The organism is Pseudomonas weihenstephanensis (assembly GCF_016812185.1).
Classification (GTDB): domain Bacteria; phylum Pseudomonadota; class Gammaproteobacteria; order Pseudomonadales; family Pseudomonadaceae; genus Aquipseudomonas; species Aquipseudomonas weihenstephanensis.
This window is the reverse complement of record NZ_JAAEBV010000001.1, coordinates 885,466-899,857: the sequence shown is the minus strand read 5'-3', so window position 1 is coordinate 899,857 and position 14,392 is coordinate 885,466. Positions and strand designations below refer to the sequence as shown.

The following is a 14,392-nucleotide window of genomic DNA, read 5'->3' as shown; positions in this document are numbered from 1 at the left end:
TTGCTGCGCCTTTTAGAGGTGGACGAACATGTTGCAACTGATTTTGGGCGGTGCCCGCTCGGGTAAAAGCCGCTTGGCCGAGAAGCTTGCGGCCGACTCGGGCTGTGCGGTGACCTACATTGCTACCAGCCAACCGCTGGACGGCGAGATGAACGAGCGCGTGCGCCACCACCGTGAACGCCGTCCGCCCCATTGGGCATTGATTGAAGAACCTATCGAACTGGCCCGTGTGCTGCGTGAAAACGCGCGCGTCGATACCTGCTTGCTGGTCGACTGCCTGACGCTGTGGCTGACCAATCTGCTGATGCTCGAAAACCCGCAGCGCCTGACTGATGAGCGCGATGCATTGCTGCAATGCCTGGGCGAGCTACCGGGTGAAATCCTGTTTGTCAGCAACGAGACCGGCATGGGCGTTGTCCCGCTGGGCGAGCTGACCCGTCGCTTTGTCGATGAAGCCGGCTGGCTGCATCAAGCGTTGGCCGAGCGTTGCCAGCGCGTTGTGCTGACCGTTGCAGGCTTGCCCCTTACCTTGAAAGGAACTGCTTTATGAACACGCCGTGGTGGCTGCTGCCCTGCAAATCAGTTGACCTTGATGTGCAACAGGCGGCAGCCGAGCGTCAACAGCAACTGACCAAACCTGCCGGTTCGCTGGGTCAACTGGAAGCGGTGGCGATTCAATTGGCCGGGCTGCAAGGCCAGCTCAAGCCGCGTGTCGATCACCTGTGGATTGCCATTTTTGCGGGCGATCACGGCGTGGTGGCCGAAGGTGTTTCGGCGTATCCGCAAGCTGTGACCGGGCAAATGCTGCATAACTTTGTCAACGGCGGCGCGGCGATCAGTGTGCTGGCACGGCAATTGGGCGCGCAACTGGATGTGGTGGACCTGGGCACGGTTTCGCCGATGCTTAATCTGGCAGGCGTGCGCCATGTGCAATTGGGCGCGGGCACGGCGAACTTTGCGAACGGTCCGGCGATGACTGACGCGCAAGGGTTGAAGGCGTTGCAGGCGGGGCGCGACAGCGTTTTGCGGGCACGGGAGCAGGGCTGCCAATTGTTTATCGGTGGCGAAATGGGCATCGGCAACACGGCGTCCGCCAGTGCCGTGGCCAGCGCGCTGCTGCAATGCCCGGCCTCTTTATTAACCGGGCCGGGCACCGGGCTGGATGCAGCCGGTGTGAGCCATAAAGCGCGGGTCATCGAGCGGGCGCTGGCGTTTCATGCCGGGCTGCTCGACGACCCGTTGCAAGCCTTGTTTCGTCTGGGCGGCTTCGAAATTGCCGCCTTGGCGGGCGCCTACGTGGCGTGCGCGCAAGCGGGTGTCGTTGCGCTGGTGGATGGTTTTATCTGCACCGTTGCCGCGATGGTGGCTGTGCGTTTGAACCCTGAGTGCCGCCAGTGGTTGATATTCAGCCATCGCGGCGCCGAGCAAGGGCATCGTCATGTGCTTGAAAGCCTTGAAGCTGAGCCTTTGCTCGACTTGGGCTTGCGCTTGGGCGAGGGCAGCGGCGCTGCGTTGGCGGTGCCGTTGCTGCGCCTGGCCTGCGACCTGCACGCGCAGATGGCGACGTTTGCTGAGGCGGCCGTGGCGGATCGTCCGGCATGACCGTGCGCCTGGACCTGCTGCGTCATGGCGAAACCGAGCTGGGCGGGGGCTTGCGCGGCAGCCTGGATGATGCGCTGACCGAACTGGGCTGGTCGCAAATGCGTGAGGCAGTGATCGGTCAGGGGCCGTGGGATCGTATTGTCAGCTCACCTTTGCAACGCTGCCGTTTGTTTGCTGAAGAATTGGCGGCCTCACTCAACCTGCCGTTGAGTCTGGAAAAGGACCTGCAAGAGCTGCATTTCGGTGCGTGGGAAGGGCAGAGCGCTGCGGCGCTGATGCAAACCGATGAGCAGGCGCTGGGCCTGTTTTGGGCCGACCCCTACCGCTTTACCCCGCCTGATGGTGAACCGGTGGTTGAGTTCGCCGAGCGGGTGTTGGCGGCAGTGCTGCGTTTGCAGCGCAGCTGTGCGGGTGAGCGGGTGTTGGTGGTCTGCCACGGTGGCGTGATCAAGCGTCTACTTGCACAGGCCCGAGGCTTGCCACGCGAGCAGTTACTAAACGTTGCAGTCGCGCATGGGGCTTTGTTTGGCCTGCAAGTGATGGCGGATGGTCAGTTGCATGAGGTGATGGACTGATGCTGCCCTTCTGGATTGCTGTGCAGTTTCTGAGCAGTTTACCGGTGCGGTTGCCGGGCATGCCGCAGCCTCAGGAACTTGGGCGTTCGTTGCTGTTTTATCCATTAGTGGGTGTGCTGTTCGGTGCCGTGCTGTGGGGGGTGGACGCTGTGCTGGCAGGTGCTCCGACCATGCTCCATGCCGCCTTGCTGCTGACGGTGTGGGTGCTGCTCAGTGGCGGGTTGCACCTGGACGGTCTGGCCGACAGTGCCGACGCCTGGCTGGGCGGGTTTGGTGACCGCGAGCGCACCCTGACCATCATGAAAGACCCGCGCAGCGGGCCGATAGCCGTGGTGGTGTTGGTGCTGGTACTGCTGCTGAAATTTTGCGCGCTGCTGGCGTTGATTGAGCAGCAACAGTTTGCGGCATTGTTGATGGTGCCGCTGATAGGGCGCAGTGCGTTACTCGGCGTATTCTTGACCACGCCTTATGTGCGCGCCGGTGGATTGGGGCAGGCGTTGGCCGACCACTTGCCGCGCCAAGCGGGTTGGTGGGTGCTGGGGTTCAGCGCGCTGGCCTGTGTGTTGCTGGCGGGCGTGAGCGGTGTGTGGGCGCTGGGGTTGGCAGTGCTCGGGTTTGCGTGGTTGCGCCAGGTGATGATGCGCCGGTTGGGCGGCACCACCGGCGATACGGCGGGCGCCATGCTGGAATTGCTGGAAGTGCTAATGCTGGTAGGTCTGGCACTCGCATAGGCACAGGTGCGTTGATCTTCCAACGTGATTCTCTTTTATTGCGGGTATATGCATACAGAATGTTACCGACCCAGTGTTTATGCACCAACCTGCGGCGCGCCGCCCGTGGCGCCAGCAAACATTACGACGGCGCCCTTGAAGGCTTCGGAATTAACGTTGCGCAGTATTCACTGCTGAGCAATCTCAAGCGTCTTGAGCAACCGAGTATTTCCAGCCTGGCAGAGGCTATGGGGCTGGACCGCAGCACCTTGGGCCGTAATTTGCGTGTGCTTGAGGGCGTTGGGCTGGTGAAGCTGTCCGGGGGCGCAGACCAACGTAATCGTCTGGTGTGCCTGACCGAGACAGGAAATGAGCGTCTGGCTGCTGCCCTGCCTGCGTGGGAAGCCGCACAGCAGCGTTTGATGGATCGCTTGGGTGAAGAGCGACGTGCGCAGTTGTTGGCGCTATTGGATGAATTGGCCGACCCTGGTTGAAGGTCAGTCGCTTGGGCTTAAATCGAAAGATATACCTGCTCCCGGAGAACAATAATGACAACGGTGTGGCGTAACAGTGGTTGGGTGTTGCTGGGCAGTGCTTTGATTTTGGCACTGTCTTTAGGTGTCAGGCACGGTTTCGGGCTATTTCTGCCGCCCATGAGTGCGCAGTTCGGTTGGGGGCGTGAAGTGTTTGCATTCGCCATCGCCCTGCAAAACTTGATATGGGGCTTGGCTCAGCCGTTTACCGGAGCCTTGGCAGACCGCTTTGGGGCCGCCAAAGTGGTGATTGTCGGCGGGGTGCTGTACGCCGTCGGTTTATTGCTGATGGGGTTATCGGATTCGCCGCTGTCGTTGTCGCTGAGCGCCGGTCTATTGATCGGCATTGGCCTGTCTGGCACCTCCTTTTCAGTCATTTTGGGCGTGGTTGGTCGCGCCTTGCCCCCGCAAAATCGCAGCATGGGCATGGGGATCGCCAGTGCGGCAGGTTCGTTCGGTCAGTTCGCCATGCTGCCCGGTACGCTGGGGCTGATTGGCTGGCTGGGCTGGTCGGCGGCGCTCTTGGTGCTGGGCCTGTTGGTGGCGCTGATTGTGCCGCTGGTGAGCATGCTCAAGGATCGCCCTATGCCCAAATTGGGCGGCGAGCAAACGCTTAAAGAAGCCTTGCACGAAGCGTGCAGCCACTCGGGTTTTTGGTTGCTGGCGTTTGGTTTTTTTGTGTGTGGTTTTCAGGTGGTGTTTATCGGTATTCATCTGCCAGCCTATCTGGTGGACCAGCATTTACCGGCCACCGTGGGCACTACGGTGCTGGCGCTGATCGGCCTGTTCAACATTTTTGGCACTTACACGGCTGGCTGGCTAGGCGGGCGTATGTCCAAGCCGCGCTTGTTGACCGGGTTGTATCTGGCCCGCTCAGTGGTGATCGTGCTGTTCTTGTGGGCGCCGGTTACCCAGTTCAGTGCTTATCTGTTTGGCATGGTCATGGGCTTTCTATGGCTGTCGACAGTACCGCTGACCAACGGCACGGTGGCGACGATGTTTGGCGTGCGTAACTTGTCGATGCTGGGCGGGATCGTGTTCCTGTTTCACCAGCTCGGGGCCTTCCTCGGTGGCTGGCTGGGAGGCGTGGTCTATGATCAAACCGGCAGTTATGACCTTATCTGGCAGGTTTCGATTGGCCTGAGCCTGTTGGCGGCAGCGCTTAACGTGCCGGTACGCGAACGACCGGTGGCGCGCTTGCAAGCGCAGGAGGGAATGGCATGAGTTCAACCTGGCTATGGCTGAGCGGCGTAACTATTGGGTTCGCGTTGCTTGCAGGGGTGTGGTGGGGTTGGCATCAGGGTGGGCTGGCACTCATGCAACTGGGCATGGGGGTTTGCTAGGTGGCAACCTGTGCGCGTAAATTCAGAACCGATTCTTTCATTCAAGGATAGCGATGATGCTCAAACGCTGGATTGCGATGCCCGTGCTGCTGTTAGCGTGCGTAGGTTCTGTCTGGGCGGCCGATTGCCCGCCGCTGCTTGATGGCTCATTGCCCAAGTTGCGCGCCAAAGAATCAATCGACTTGTGTCAGCGATTCGTGGGCAAGCCCTTGTTGATCGTAAACACCGCAAGTTTTTGCGGTTTTGCCCCTCAATTCAAAGGGCTTGAGGCACTGAGTCAGCGGTTCAAGGATCAAGGTTTGGAAGTGATCGGTGTGCCGTCGGATGACTTCAAGCAAGAAGCCAAAGATGGCGAAGAGACCGCCAAGGTGTGCTACGTCAATTACGGCGTGACGTTCACCATGACTGAGCCACAAAAAGTACGGGGTGCTGATGCGGCGCATTTGTTCAAAGTGCTGGCTGAGCAAAGCAGCGCACCGAAGTGGAATTTCTACAAGTACGTGGTGGACCGTCAGGGCAATGTGATTGCCAACTTTTCCAGCCTGACCAAACCGGACAGCCCGGAACTGATCGAGGCGATTGAACAAGCCATTGCTTCAAAACCTTGAGTCGGCGCCATTAAAAATCCCCGCTCTCGTGACCGAGGCGGGGATTTTTTATTTCAGCAGGCGAGGGGTTGAGGCTCGTTGCGAATTAGAACTTGTAAGTTGCGCCTACTGCAAAGCCGTTAGCGCTGTTTTCATATTTGGCGCTGTAGCTGTTGATGCCTTTGGTGTCATTGACTTTGACTGACTCTTCTTTGAGGTAAGAGTAAGCCGCGTCGATGGTCAGGTCGTCGGTGACGGCATAACCAGCACCCAAGCTGAAGATTGTCCGGTCGCCGGTAGGAATACGTGGCGAGCGGTTAGTGTTGTTGGTAGGCGACTGATCCCAGGTTAGGCCGGTACGCAATACCCACTGCTTGTTCAACTGATACGACGTACCGATAGCGTAAGCCCAGGTGTCGTGCCAGTTTTGTTCTTCTTTGATGGTGCTGAATGCAGCCGCACCGCCAAACCCGGCGTTGGCTACGGTCACGCCTTCGTTCTTGACGGTAATGTCTTTCAGGCGGCTCCAGCGAGTCCAGGTAGAACCGGCATACACTTTCCAGGCATCAGACAGGTCTTGTGTGACAGACAGATCCCAGGACTCTGGGGTGTCGATCGACAGGGAAGCGTCATAACGATTGCTTTTCAGAATTTGAGCCGGAGTGCCTGGACCTGCTTCGATGTCAGTGTGGCCCTTGAGCTTATAGCTGACTTTGGAGTGGTAGGTCAGGCCAACGCGGGTGGTGTCTGTCGCTTGCACCAAAACACCGGCATTGAAACCAAAGGCAGTGTCGTCACCTTTGATCTTGACGTGGGTTTCGGGCAGTCCGCGAGCCAGTGGCAGATCGGACTCTAATTTGCCGGAAATTCGGTTGAATGTCGGGCCGAAACCTATCGAAACTTTGTCGTTGAACGCGTAGCTGATGGTCGGTTGGAACGTCACAACAGCGACATCACTGGTGCTGCCGAATGCACGGCCCGGGAAGTCACTTTTGTACTCGGTTGCCAAACCAAACGGGGCATACAAGCCAAAACCGACGGCCCACTGATCGTTAAGACGGTTGGTGTAAAAGCCCATAGGTACGCCGGTGAACGGCACCATGTCACCTTTGTTGCGGCCTTTGAGGTTACTGCGCTCATCTTTGATGTCAGTGGAGGCATCAATTACAGCGATACCGCCGGTCACTTGCTGACCTTGCAGACGGGACATACCGGCAGGGTTACCAAACACGGTGCTTGCATCATCAGCGGAAGACGAACGACCTGCGAAACCGGTCCCCATACCGCTGACGCTTTGTTCGTTGAGGGCGAAGCCACTTGCGAAAATCTGGCTGGAAGCCAAAGTGACGGCGAGGCTAAGTGTGGTCTTGAGCATTACTTTTTTCATTATTAGAACTCCTTTTGATCACCGGATGGAAAGCTACCAACATTTTTGTTTAAGCGCTATAGGCCAAATCGAAGGAGATAGCGTGTTTTTGTAGGACAATCCTACCGGTTTTAGGTCTTTTTCTGATTGGATGTAGCGGTTGAAAATCTCAAGCCACGTGGTTGAGAGGTGTTACGCAGATGCGCCAGGCATCGATGAAGTCACGTAAACGTCCTTGTGGTTCAAAGGCTTGGCGCCAAATTCTGGCCATACCCAACACATCCTCACGTTCCGGGATGATGGCTTTTTGCTCTTCAATCAACAGCCAGGCAATGGCGGTGGCGTAGCGTAAATTCACGGTCAGTTCTAAATGCGGGCTGCATAAAAAAGCGTGTTGGCTGGCGAGGCCGCGAACCTGACTCGCCAAATCCGGATCGTGGGCCAGGTAGTCATCCCATAACGCGGCATGGCGAAGTTCGCGAATACAGTAAAGGCCGTGGCCGCGTCGGTCGTGCAGGGCTGACCCCAAATGTGACTGGCTGGCAGCAATACCCAGCAACAAAGCTTCTGCATTTGGGTTGTTAAGACCCAAGTAGAGAAGTGTTGGCCGAATCACATACTGGTTCAATTCCTTGGCAGCGATACCCATAGCGTCCTCGACACCTGAAAATGGTCGGCGACACCCAAGGGCTTGGCAGCAATGAGTCGGGAGGGTTCGCCGTAAACGGCACAGGCCGCTTGAGTTGAAGTGTAGTGTCATATCTTTGCTGTAAAGGACTGTTTTTAAAACATTTGCAGCTTCGATGTGTCGGCTATATACCCGCAAGTAATTAAATCATGCTGGATATTTCGTAAATAGCAGGCAACAAAAAGCCCTGCTATTGAGGCAGGGCTTGTTGTATAGACGCTTACTGCGTGATCAGGCGATGAGTGCCTGACGAGTACGTTCGATCACAGCTTGCAGGGGTTCTGCGCTGGAGTATTGATCGGGGTACAGGCGTTCGCTGTGACGTGCGATACCGTGTTCGTTGACCAGCGTGAAGCTGAAGCAGCCTTTGCGAGCGGCCATAATCAGGCAGTTCATTGGAGCGAAGGCGTTGGTTAGGGTGCGAATGGCATCCTGAGTATGGATTTGAGTAGACATAGTTATTAGGTGTTCCTACAAATGACACGGATATGATCCGCGCAACGTTAAAACGTTCCAGTGACGTCGGGCCATCTTTGGCGGGACGAAGAACCTGACTGGAACAAAGCCGCCAGTTGGAGCGCATTTAAGTTGTAGCGCTTGGGCTGGCAGGTAGGTACTTAGGAGGGCAGGCAATCACAACAAGAGCTAAGGTTCCGTGCTCGGGGTGAAGATCCTGATCAATTTGCAGGTTGGTTCGGTCAGAGTAAAAGAACTTCGCGATACCCTTTGTGTTTGTTCAAAGGCTGTATCGTCGCAAGATTTACCTGGAAACCATCGAGGGGGTCGATCCCATGTGCCTTGGCTCGTCTTCTCTTTAGGGAAGGTGGCCATGAGGGGATTTGTTCAACCCGAATTGACTTTCAGCTTGGTACTAACGCTGCGGATACTAACGGCTTGAAAATTTAAACGCAAGTGTGCTAGTAAAAATACTTTTTGTAGTCACTCCAAATCAGCGTCCGATCACAGCCTCGCACGGCTCCTCAGTCAGCGTTATGTATCAGAGTGGGGTGCCGCTAGTCGGTTTCTGACAATATTCCAGTGTTGTGGATGGCCTTTTAGGTCCTTACATCCTGATGAGAAGGCTGTGCCCGCTGGCGATGCAGTCCTACAGAATTCAGTGGTTATAAGGCCATATCCTGCTTCTCAATGTGAACTTGTGCACATTTGCAGTGCGCTGCGTCAGTTAGCCACACAACCGCGAGCAAGCCTTCGCTTAGCCTGTTATGCAAATTTAAGTCAATGAAAAACATCGTTTTTTTTAATTGGTGAAAAAATCGTCAGTTTGACCTTAGGCCCCGTAGGGTGGGGGTTTGCGGGAGTTAAAAGAGGGTTGTCCACTGACTTATCCACAGGATCTGTGGATTGTCCCAAGCGCTTGCTCTAGATCGCGGGTGTAGACTTTTTTCGACTTTACCCAAACGAAAAAAGGAGTAGAGTGGCGCGCCTTCTGTTCTGCCCCACAGTGTTCTATGAAGTTTCGTTCAAACTCTGCCTCTGTTACTCCGGCTGGCTCTCCAGCTGAAGCGCCAAAACGGTTTTCTCTGCGCGTGGCTATCTGGCTATTGGATAACCCGCGGCTGGGTGCGAACCCCAGCGTCAAGCATGTGGCCGGTCATCTACTCAAACAACCTGCACGTCAAGGCGTGGTGCTGGCGCAAAGCCGTCTCGGCCAATTGATGTGCCGCGATTGCGGCAGTGCCCGCGATCAGCGCATTGGGCAGGCGCTACTCCGGCATGCCGCGCGGGCAGGTGACCAGAGCGCTCAGCAAGAACTCAACAAGATCGAAGACTGAGCTGTCTTCGACTCGCCAGCTTGGTTAACCTTGCTCTTTTACCTCGTGTGGAGGGGTCATGGCCCTGGACTTGAACAGCCTTTTGCTGGGCTTGGCAGTGGCAGGCGTGCCGTTGTTGGCGTTTATCTGGCAGTTGCAACGTCGAGCCAGCGCGTTAAACGCTGAACGCACGCTGCTGGATGAGCGGCTGAGCATGGCGCAACTGGCCCAAGAGGGCCTCAACGCGCAACTGGATGCCAGTCGAGACGAGATCAGTGATCTCGGTCAGGCCAATGCCGCCAAACAGGCCGAGCTGGCCGCACTGCGCCGTGAAGTTGAGCTGTTGCAGCTTGAACGTGACAACGCACGGGATGCCGCCCATGCCTGGAACCTTGAGCGGGCGCAAAAGGAAGTCGAACTGCGCAGGCTTGATGCCCAAGTGGCTGCGCAGGCGGCCGAGTTGCGTGAGCAGCAAGAAAGCCATCAACAGCGTCTCAGTGATCTGCAAGGCTCGCGTGATGAGTTGCGCGCGCAGTTCGCGGAGCTGGCCAGCAAGATTTTCGATGAGCGCGAGCAGCGCTTTGCCGAGACCAGTAACGAGCGCCTGGGGCAACTGCTTGACCCCCTCAAAGAGCGCATTCAGTCGTTTGAAAAGCGCGTTGAGGAGAGTTATCAGCAAGAAGCGCGCGAACGCTTCTCGCTGGGCAAGGAGCTGGAGCGCCTTCAGCAACTGAACCTGCGATTGAGCGATGAAGCCACCAACCTTACCCGGGCACTCAAAGGCCAGAAAACCCAGGGCAACTGGGGTGAACTGATTCTGGAACGCGTGCTGGAGCACGCGGGGCTGGAGAAGGGCCGCGAATACCAGACGCAAGTCAGCCTCAAGGGCCCGGATGGCGAACGCTTTCAGCCGGACGTGCTGATCATGCTGCCGGGTAACAAGCAGGTGGTGGTCGATTCCAAGGTCAGCCTCACGGCGTACCAGCAGTTTGTAGGCGCCGATGATGAGGTGATTGGGCAGTCAGCGCTCAAGCAGCATGTGCTCTCGCTGCGTAACCACGTCAAAGGGCTGGCCGGTAAAGACTACAAGCGCCTCGAAGGGCTGCACAGCCTGGACTTTGTGTTGTTGTTCGTCCCGATAGAAGCGGCGTTTTCCGCCGCTTTGCAGGCTGAGCCGAACCTGTTTCAAGAGGCGTTTGATCGCAATATCGTGATCGTCAGCCCTACCACGTTGCTGGCGACACTGCGGGTGATCGACAGCCTGTGGAAGCAGGAGCGACAAAGCCAGAATGCGCGGGAGATTGCAGAGCGGGCGGGTTGGTTGTACGACAAGTTCGTGCTGTTTATTCAGGATCTGGATGAGGTCGGCAACCGCTTGCAGCAACTGGACAAGGCCTACGCCGCCGCGCGTAACAAGTTGACCGATGGGCGTGGCAACCTGGTGAGTCGCAGCGAACAGCTCAAATTGTTAGGTGCGCGGGCCAGTAAAAGTTTGCCGGCCGACCTGCTGGAGCGCGCCATGACCGATGTCGATGGTGTGGCGCACCCGGCAGAATAATGAGAGATAACGCCGTAGCCGACGTCCGGTTGGGCAGTGAGTGGTTGTTTCTGGGGCGCCGTGTTGAACGCCCGCCCGCCGCCGCGTGCGGCTCGTCAGCGGCTACGGGCCTTACTGAACGCCGTCTTAAAGCGGTACGTGCCGACTCACCAGTGCCCGCAGCACGGCAGGTTTGACCGGTTTTGCCAGGTACTCAAGGCCCGCGGCATGCACTTGCGCAATCATTTCCGGGCGACCGTCAGCACTGATTACCACGCCCGGCACTGGCTCGCCCAGTTCGGCGCGTAACCAGCGCATCAGTTCGGTGCCGACTTCTCCGTCATCCAGGTGGTAGTCAACCAGCACTAACTGCGGCCGTACGCCCTCATTGAGCAGGGCGGCGCATTCTTCGCGATTGCGTGCCGTCCACACGCGACAGCCCCAGCGCGTCAGCAAACTTTGCATGCCGATAAGGATGCTGTCTTCGTTGTCGATGCACAGCACTTGTGCGCCTGTGACCGGCTGGCCGTTTTGTTCGGCCACCACCGGCTGCGGCGCGGTCTGGCTCTGCGCCAAGGGTACGCTGACACTGAATACGCTGCCTTTGCCGGGCCATGAGCGCACTTGCAGACGATGGCCCAGCACGCGGCACAAGCCATCGGCAATCGCCAGCCCCAGCCCCAGACCTTTTTCAGCGCGCGTCTGATGGCTGTCCAGCCGTTTGAACTCTTCGAAAATGACCTGCAATTTGTCGTGCGGGATGCCCGGCCCGCGATCCCACACTTCAAGGCACAGTTCACTGCCACGGCGGCGTACGCCCAGCAGCACCGGCCCCTTGGCGTAGCGCAAGGCATTGGTCAGGAAGTTTTGCAAAATGCGCCGCAGTAATTTGATGTCACTGCTGACCCGCAAACGACTGCCACGCATGCGGAAGCTCAGCCCTTGTTCCTGCGCATGCGCTTTGAACTCATTGCCCAGGGTGTCAAACAGGTCGTTCAGAGCAAACGGCTTGATATCGGGCGTGAACTTGCCGTTTTCCAGGCGTGAAATGTCCAGCAAATCGCTGATCAGGTCTTCGGCCGAACGCAGGGAACTGTCGAGATGCTGGACCAGTTTTTGCGCTTCCGGGCTTAAGCCTTCTTCTTGATGGGAGAGGGCGGCTGAAAACAGCCGTGCCGCATTCATCGGCTGCATCAGGTCGTGGCTGACGGCGGCCAGAAAACGGGTTTTCGACTGGTTGGCTGTTTCGGCAATTCCTTTGGCTTCAGTTAACGCCTGGTTCAGCTCCGATAGCTCACGGGTACGTTCGTCGACCCGTTGCTCAAGCCCTTCGTTGGCTTCGGTCAACGCCTGTTCGGCTTCGCGGAAGGCGGTAATGTCGGTGAAACTCATGACGAATCCGCCGCCCGGCATCGGGTTGCCAATCAGTTCAATCACACGGCCATTGGGGAACAGGCGTTCAGAGGTGTGCGCGCGGCCCTGACGCATCCAGTGCAGGCGGCGGGCCACATGCACTTCCGCCTCGCCGGGGCCGCACAGCCCGCGCTCGGCATTGTGACGGATGATGTCGGCAATCGGCCGACCCACGCTGATCAGGCCCTCTGGATAGTTGAACAGCTCCAGATAGCGGCGGTTCCAGGCGACCAGGCGCAGGGATTGGTCGACCACGCTGATGCCCTGGGTGATGTTCTCAATGGCGCCTTGCAGCAGGGCGCGGTTGAACTGCAACACTTCTGAGGCTTCGTCCGCGATACGTACCACGTCTTCGAGCTGCATTTCGCGACCTTCAATGGCCGCTTTGACCACTGCGCGCGTGGATGACGCACCCAGCACGCCCGCCAGTAATCGCTCGGTGTGTGCGATCCATTCGCCATCAGCGTGTTGGTTGGGGTTAAAGCCTTTGCCTTGGCGGTAAGCGAAGCGAATAAAGCTCTGGCGAGCGCGCTCTTCACCGACAAAGCGTGCGGCGAGGGTTAGCAAATCATTGATTTGCACCGAAAGCATCGAGCGCCCGCTCGGATGGCTGCTGATTTCCTGACCGATGAAACGTCCCGCCTGCCAATGCTCGGACACCCGTGTGCGCGACAGCACCGACACCCAGGCAAACACGGTGAAGTTGCCCGCCAGCGACAGCACCACGCCTTGGGTCAGTGGTGTGATTGGCAGGCTCAGCGGGTTGCCGTGCAGCCAGGCCAGGCCCGGGAAGTGGCTTAAGTGCCAGCCAAGGCTGTGTGCAATCAATGGCAGTACCAGCGTGTAAAACCAGATAAAGGTCCCGGTGGCCAAGCCCGCGAACACGCCACGGCGGTTGGCCTGCTTCCAGTACAGGGCGCCGATCATCGCGGGCGCGAGTTGGGTAACAGCCGCGAAGGAAATTTGCCCGATGGTCGCAAGGCTGGCGGTTGAGCCGAGCAGGCGATAGCTGACATACGCCAGCAGCAAAATCACCACAATCGAGACGCGGCGCACCGACAGCATCCAATGGCGGAAAACCTCAAACGGGCGCTCGGCGTTTTTGTGGCGCAACAACCACGGCAGCAGCATGTCGTTGGACACCATGGTCGACAGCGCCACGCTGGCCACAATCACCATGCCGGTGGCGGCCGATGCGCCGCCGATAAACGCCAGCACGGCCAGCGCCGGGTGCGCTTGCGCCAGCGGCAAGCTGATCACAAACGAGTCGGGCAGCACGGAGCTGGGTAGCAGCATTTGGCCAGCCAGCGCGATGGGCACCACAAAGAGGGCTGCCAGGATCAAGTACGCCGGAAACACCCATTTGGCCAAGCGCAAGTCTTGCGGCTCAATGTTTTCGACCACCGTCACATGGAACTGGCGCGGTAAACAGATGATCGCCATCATGGCCACGCCGGTTTGCACCACCATCGACGGCCAGTTGACGGTCTCTTTCCAGTATTCCTCAAGGCGCGGGGCGAGCATGGCCTGATTGAACAGGTCGTCAAAACCGTCGTACAGGCCGAAGGTAACAAACGCCCCCACCGCCAGAAACGCGAACAGTTTGACCAGTGACTCAAAGGCAATGGCCAGTACCATGCCCCGGTGGTGCTCGGTCGAGTCGAGGTTTCGGGTGCCAAAGACGATGGTAAACAGCGCCAGTACCAGCGACACAATCAGCGCGGTGTCTTGCGCGCGCGTACCGGTCGCGTCAGCCCCGGCACCGATCAGCAGGTTTACGCCGAGCACGATGCCTTTGAGTTGCAGGGCGATGTAGGGCAGCACGCCCACCAGGCAAATCAGTGCGACCACAATGGCCAGCGACTGGGATTTGCCGTAGCGCGCGGCAATAAAGTCAGCAATGGAGGTGATGTTCTCCTGCTTGCTGATCATCACCATTTTTTGCAACACCCACGGCGCACACACCAGCAGCAGCACCGGTCCCAGGTAGATGGGCAAAAATGACCAGAGTTGTTCGGCGGCCTGACCGACGGCGCCAAAGAACGTCCAGCTGGTGCAGTACACCGCCAGCGACAGGCTATAGACCCACGCGCGAACCCGCGGCGGCAGCGGTTTGCTGCGCCGGTCACCATAAAAGGCAATGGCGAACATGATGGCCATATAGGCCAGGGCAACGGCGGCGATCAGCCCGCTGGACAACGACATGGTGACTCCTGGAGGTAAAGGCCGCAGCTATCCGTCTGCGGCGGGCTAGTCTCGCATGATG

13 protein-coding genes are annotated in these 14,392 nt (G+C 58.1%); 9 read left to right on the top strand and 4 right to left on the bottom strand.

Annotated elements, in window-relative coordinates:
• Nucleotides 1–28 precede the first annotated feature (28 nt).
• From cobU to GYN01_RS03940, 7 genes are all read left to right on the top strand, one after another.
• Nucleotides 29–550 (top strand): bifunctional adenosylcobinamide kinase/adenosylcobinamide-phosphate guanylyltransferase, encoded by a 522-nt coding sequence (cobU, locus tag GYN01_RS03970; RefSeq protein WP_203306612.1) that lies wholly within the window; start codon nt 29–31, stop codon nt 548–550.
• Complete coding sequence (gene cobT, locus GYN01_RS03965; RefSeq protein ID WP_203306611.1) at nt 547–1,602, top strand: nicotinate-nucleotide--dimethylbenzimidazole phosphoribosyltransferase; 1,056 nt, start codon at nt 547–549, stop codon at nt 1,600–1,602. The genes cobU and cobT overlap by 4 nt, the downstream gene beginning before the upstream one ends.
• Nucleotides 1,599–2,177 (top strand): alpha-ribazole phosphatase family protein, encoded by a 579-nt coding sequence (gene cobC / locus GYN01_RS03960; RefSeq protein ID WP_048400949.1) that lies wholly within the window; start codon nt 1,599–1,601, stop codon nt 2,175–2,177. The genes cobT and cobC overlap by 4 nt, the downstream gene beginning before the upstream one ends.
• A complete protein-coding gene (locus GYN01_RS03955; protein WP_203306610.1) occupies nt 2,177–2,908 on the top strand; it encodes an adenosylcobinamide-GDP ribazoletransferase in 732 nt (243 codons plus the stop codon). Before cobC ends, GYN01_RS03955 begins: the two co-directional genes overlap by 1 nt.
• A 59-nt stretch (nt 2,909–2,967) precedes the next feature.
• Nucleotides 2,968–3,381: a MarR family winged helix-turn-helix transcriptional regulator gene (locus tag GYN01_RS03950; RefSeq protein WP_048362876.1), complete on the top strand. Its 414-nt coding sequence runs from the start codon at nt 2,968–2,970 to the stop codon at nt 3,379–3,381.
• A gap of 54 nt (nt 3,382–3,435) precedes the next feature.
• On the top strand, nt 3,436–4,644 hold the full coding sequence (locus GYN01_RS03945; protein WP_048362877.1) for an MFS transporter: 1,209 nt from the start codon (nt 3,436–3,438) through the stop codon (nt 4,642–4,644).
• 175 nt (nt 4,645–4,819) lie between these two features.
• The gene (locus GYN01_RS03940) at nt 4,820–5,371 is read left to right on the top strand and encodes a glutathione peroxidase (protein WP_203306609.1); all 552 of its coding nucleotides are present in this window, start codon (nt 4,820–4,822) and stop codon (nt 5,369–5,371) included.
• An 85-nt stretch (nt 5,372–5,456) separates the two neighbouring features.
• Here the strand turns inward: GYN01_RS03940 and GYN01_RS03935 are convergent, their stop codons facing one another.
• The 3 genes from GYN01_RS03935 to GYN01_RS03925 all read right to left on the bottom strand — a co-directional run bounded on the left by GYN01_RS03935 (nt 5,457) and on the right by GYN01_RS03925 (nt 7,860).
• Nucleotides 5,457–6,737, bottom strand: coding sequence for an OmpP1/FadL family transporter (locus tag GYN01_RS03935; RefSeq protein ID WP_048362879.1), 1,281 nt, complete (start codon nt 6,735–6,737; stop codon nt 5,457–5,459).
• A 148-nt stretch (nt 6,738–6,885) separates the two neighbouring features.
• Complete coding sequence (locus GYN01_RS03930; protein ID WP_203306608.1) at nt 6,886–7,365, bottom strand: hypothetical protein; 480 nt, start codon at nt 7,363–7,365, stop codon at nt 6,886–6,888.
• 270 nt (nt 7,366–7,635) lie between these two features.
• A complete protein-coding gene (locus GYN01_RS03925) occupies nt 7,636–7,860 on the bottom strand; it encodes a hypothetical protein (protein WP_019407963.1) in 225 nt (74 codons plus the stop codon).
• Between the two features lie 1,013 nt (nt 7,861–8,873).
• Here GYN01_RS03925 and GYN01_RS03920 point away from each other — a divergent pair.
• Both GYN01_RS03920 and GYN01_RS03915 read left to right on the top strand, forming a co-directional pair.
• Nucleotides 8,874–9,197, top strand: coding sequence for an SEL1-like repeat protein (locus GYN01_RS03920; RefSeq protein ID WP_048362881.1), 324 nt, complete (start codon nt 8,874–8,876; stop codon nt 9,195–9,197).
• A gap of 172 nt (nt 9,198–9,369) precedes the next feature.
• Nucleotides 9,370–10,734, top strand: a complete 1,365-nt coding sequence (locus GYN01_RS03915; protein ID WP_165599911.1) for a DNA recombination protein RmuC — start codon at nt 9,370–9,372, stop codon at nt 10,732–10,734.
• Between the two features lie 126 nt (nt 10,735–10,860).
• Here GYN01_RS03915 and GYN01_RS03910 read toward each other — a convergent pair whose 3' ends face one another.
• Nucleotides 10,861–14,331 carry a hybrid sensor histidine kinase/response regulator gene (locus GYN01_RS03910; protein WP_048362883.1) on the bottom strand — a complete coding sequence of 1,157 codons (3,471 nt, stop codon included), beginning with the start codon at nt 14,329–14,331 and terminating at the stop codon, nt 10,861–10,863.
• Nucleotides 14,332–14,392: the final 61 nt, after the last annotated feature.

Bases quoted from the DNA above. Each gene is read 5' to 3' on its own strand.
- cobU (WP_203306612.1), top strand. From the start codon at position 29: ATGTTGCAACTGATTTTGGGCGGTGCCCGCTCGGGTAAAAGCCGCTTG.
- cobT (WP_203306611.1), top strand. From the start codon at position 547: ATGAACACGCCGTGGTGGCTGCTGCCCTGCAAATCAGTTGACCTTGAT.
- cobC (WP_048400949.1), top strand. From the start codon at position 1,599: ATGACCGTGCGCCTGGACCTGCTGCGTCATGGCGAAACCGAGCTGGGC.
- GYN01_RS03955 (WP_203306610.1), top strand. From the start codon at position 2,177: ATGCTGCCCTTCTGGATTGCTGTGCAGTTTCTGAGCAGTTTACCGGTG.
- GYN01_RS03950 (WP_048362876.1), top strand. From the start codon at position 2,968: ATGTTACCGACCCAGTGTTTATGCACCAACCTGCGGCGCGCCGCCCGT.
- GYN01_RS03945 (WP_048362877.1), top strand. From the start codon at position 3,436: ATGACAACGGTGTGGCGTAACAGTGGTTGGGTGTTGCTGGGCAGTGCT.
- GYN01_RS03940 (WP_203306609.1), top strand. From the start codon at position 4,820: ATGCTCAAACGCTGGATTGCGATGCCCGTGCTGCTGTTAGCGTGCGTA.
- GYN01_RS03935 (WP_048362879.1), bottom strand. From the start codon at position 6,737: ATGAAAAAAGTAATGCTCAAGACCACACTTAGCCTCGCCGTCACTTTG.
- GYN01_RS03930 (WP_203306608.1), bottom strand. From the start codon at position 7,365: ATGGGTATCGCTGCCAAGGAATTGAACCAGTATGTGATTCGGCCAACA.
- GYN01_RS03925 (WP_019407963.1), bottom strand. From the start codon at position 7,860: ATGTCTACTCAAATCCATACTCAGGATGCCATTCGCACCCTAACCAAC.
- GYN01_RS03920 (WP_048362881.1), top strand. From the start codon at position 8,874: ATGAAGTTTCGTTCAAACTCTGCCTCTGTTACTCCGGCTGGCTCTCCA.
- GYN01_RS03910 (WP_048362883.1), bottom strand. From the start codon at position 14,331: ATGTCGTTGTCCAGCGGGCTGATCGCCGCCGTTGCCCTGGCCTATATG.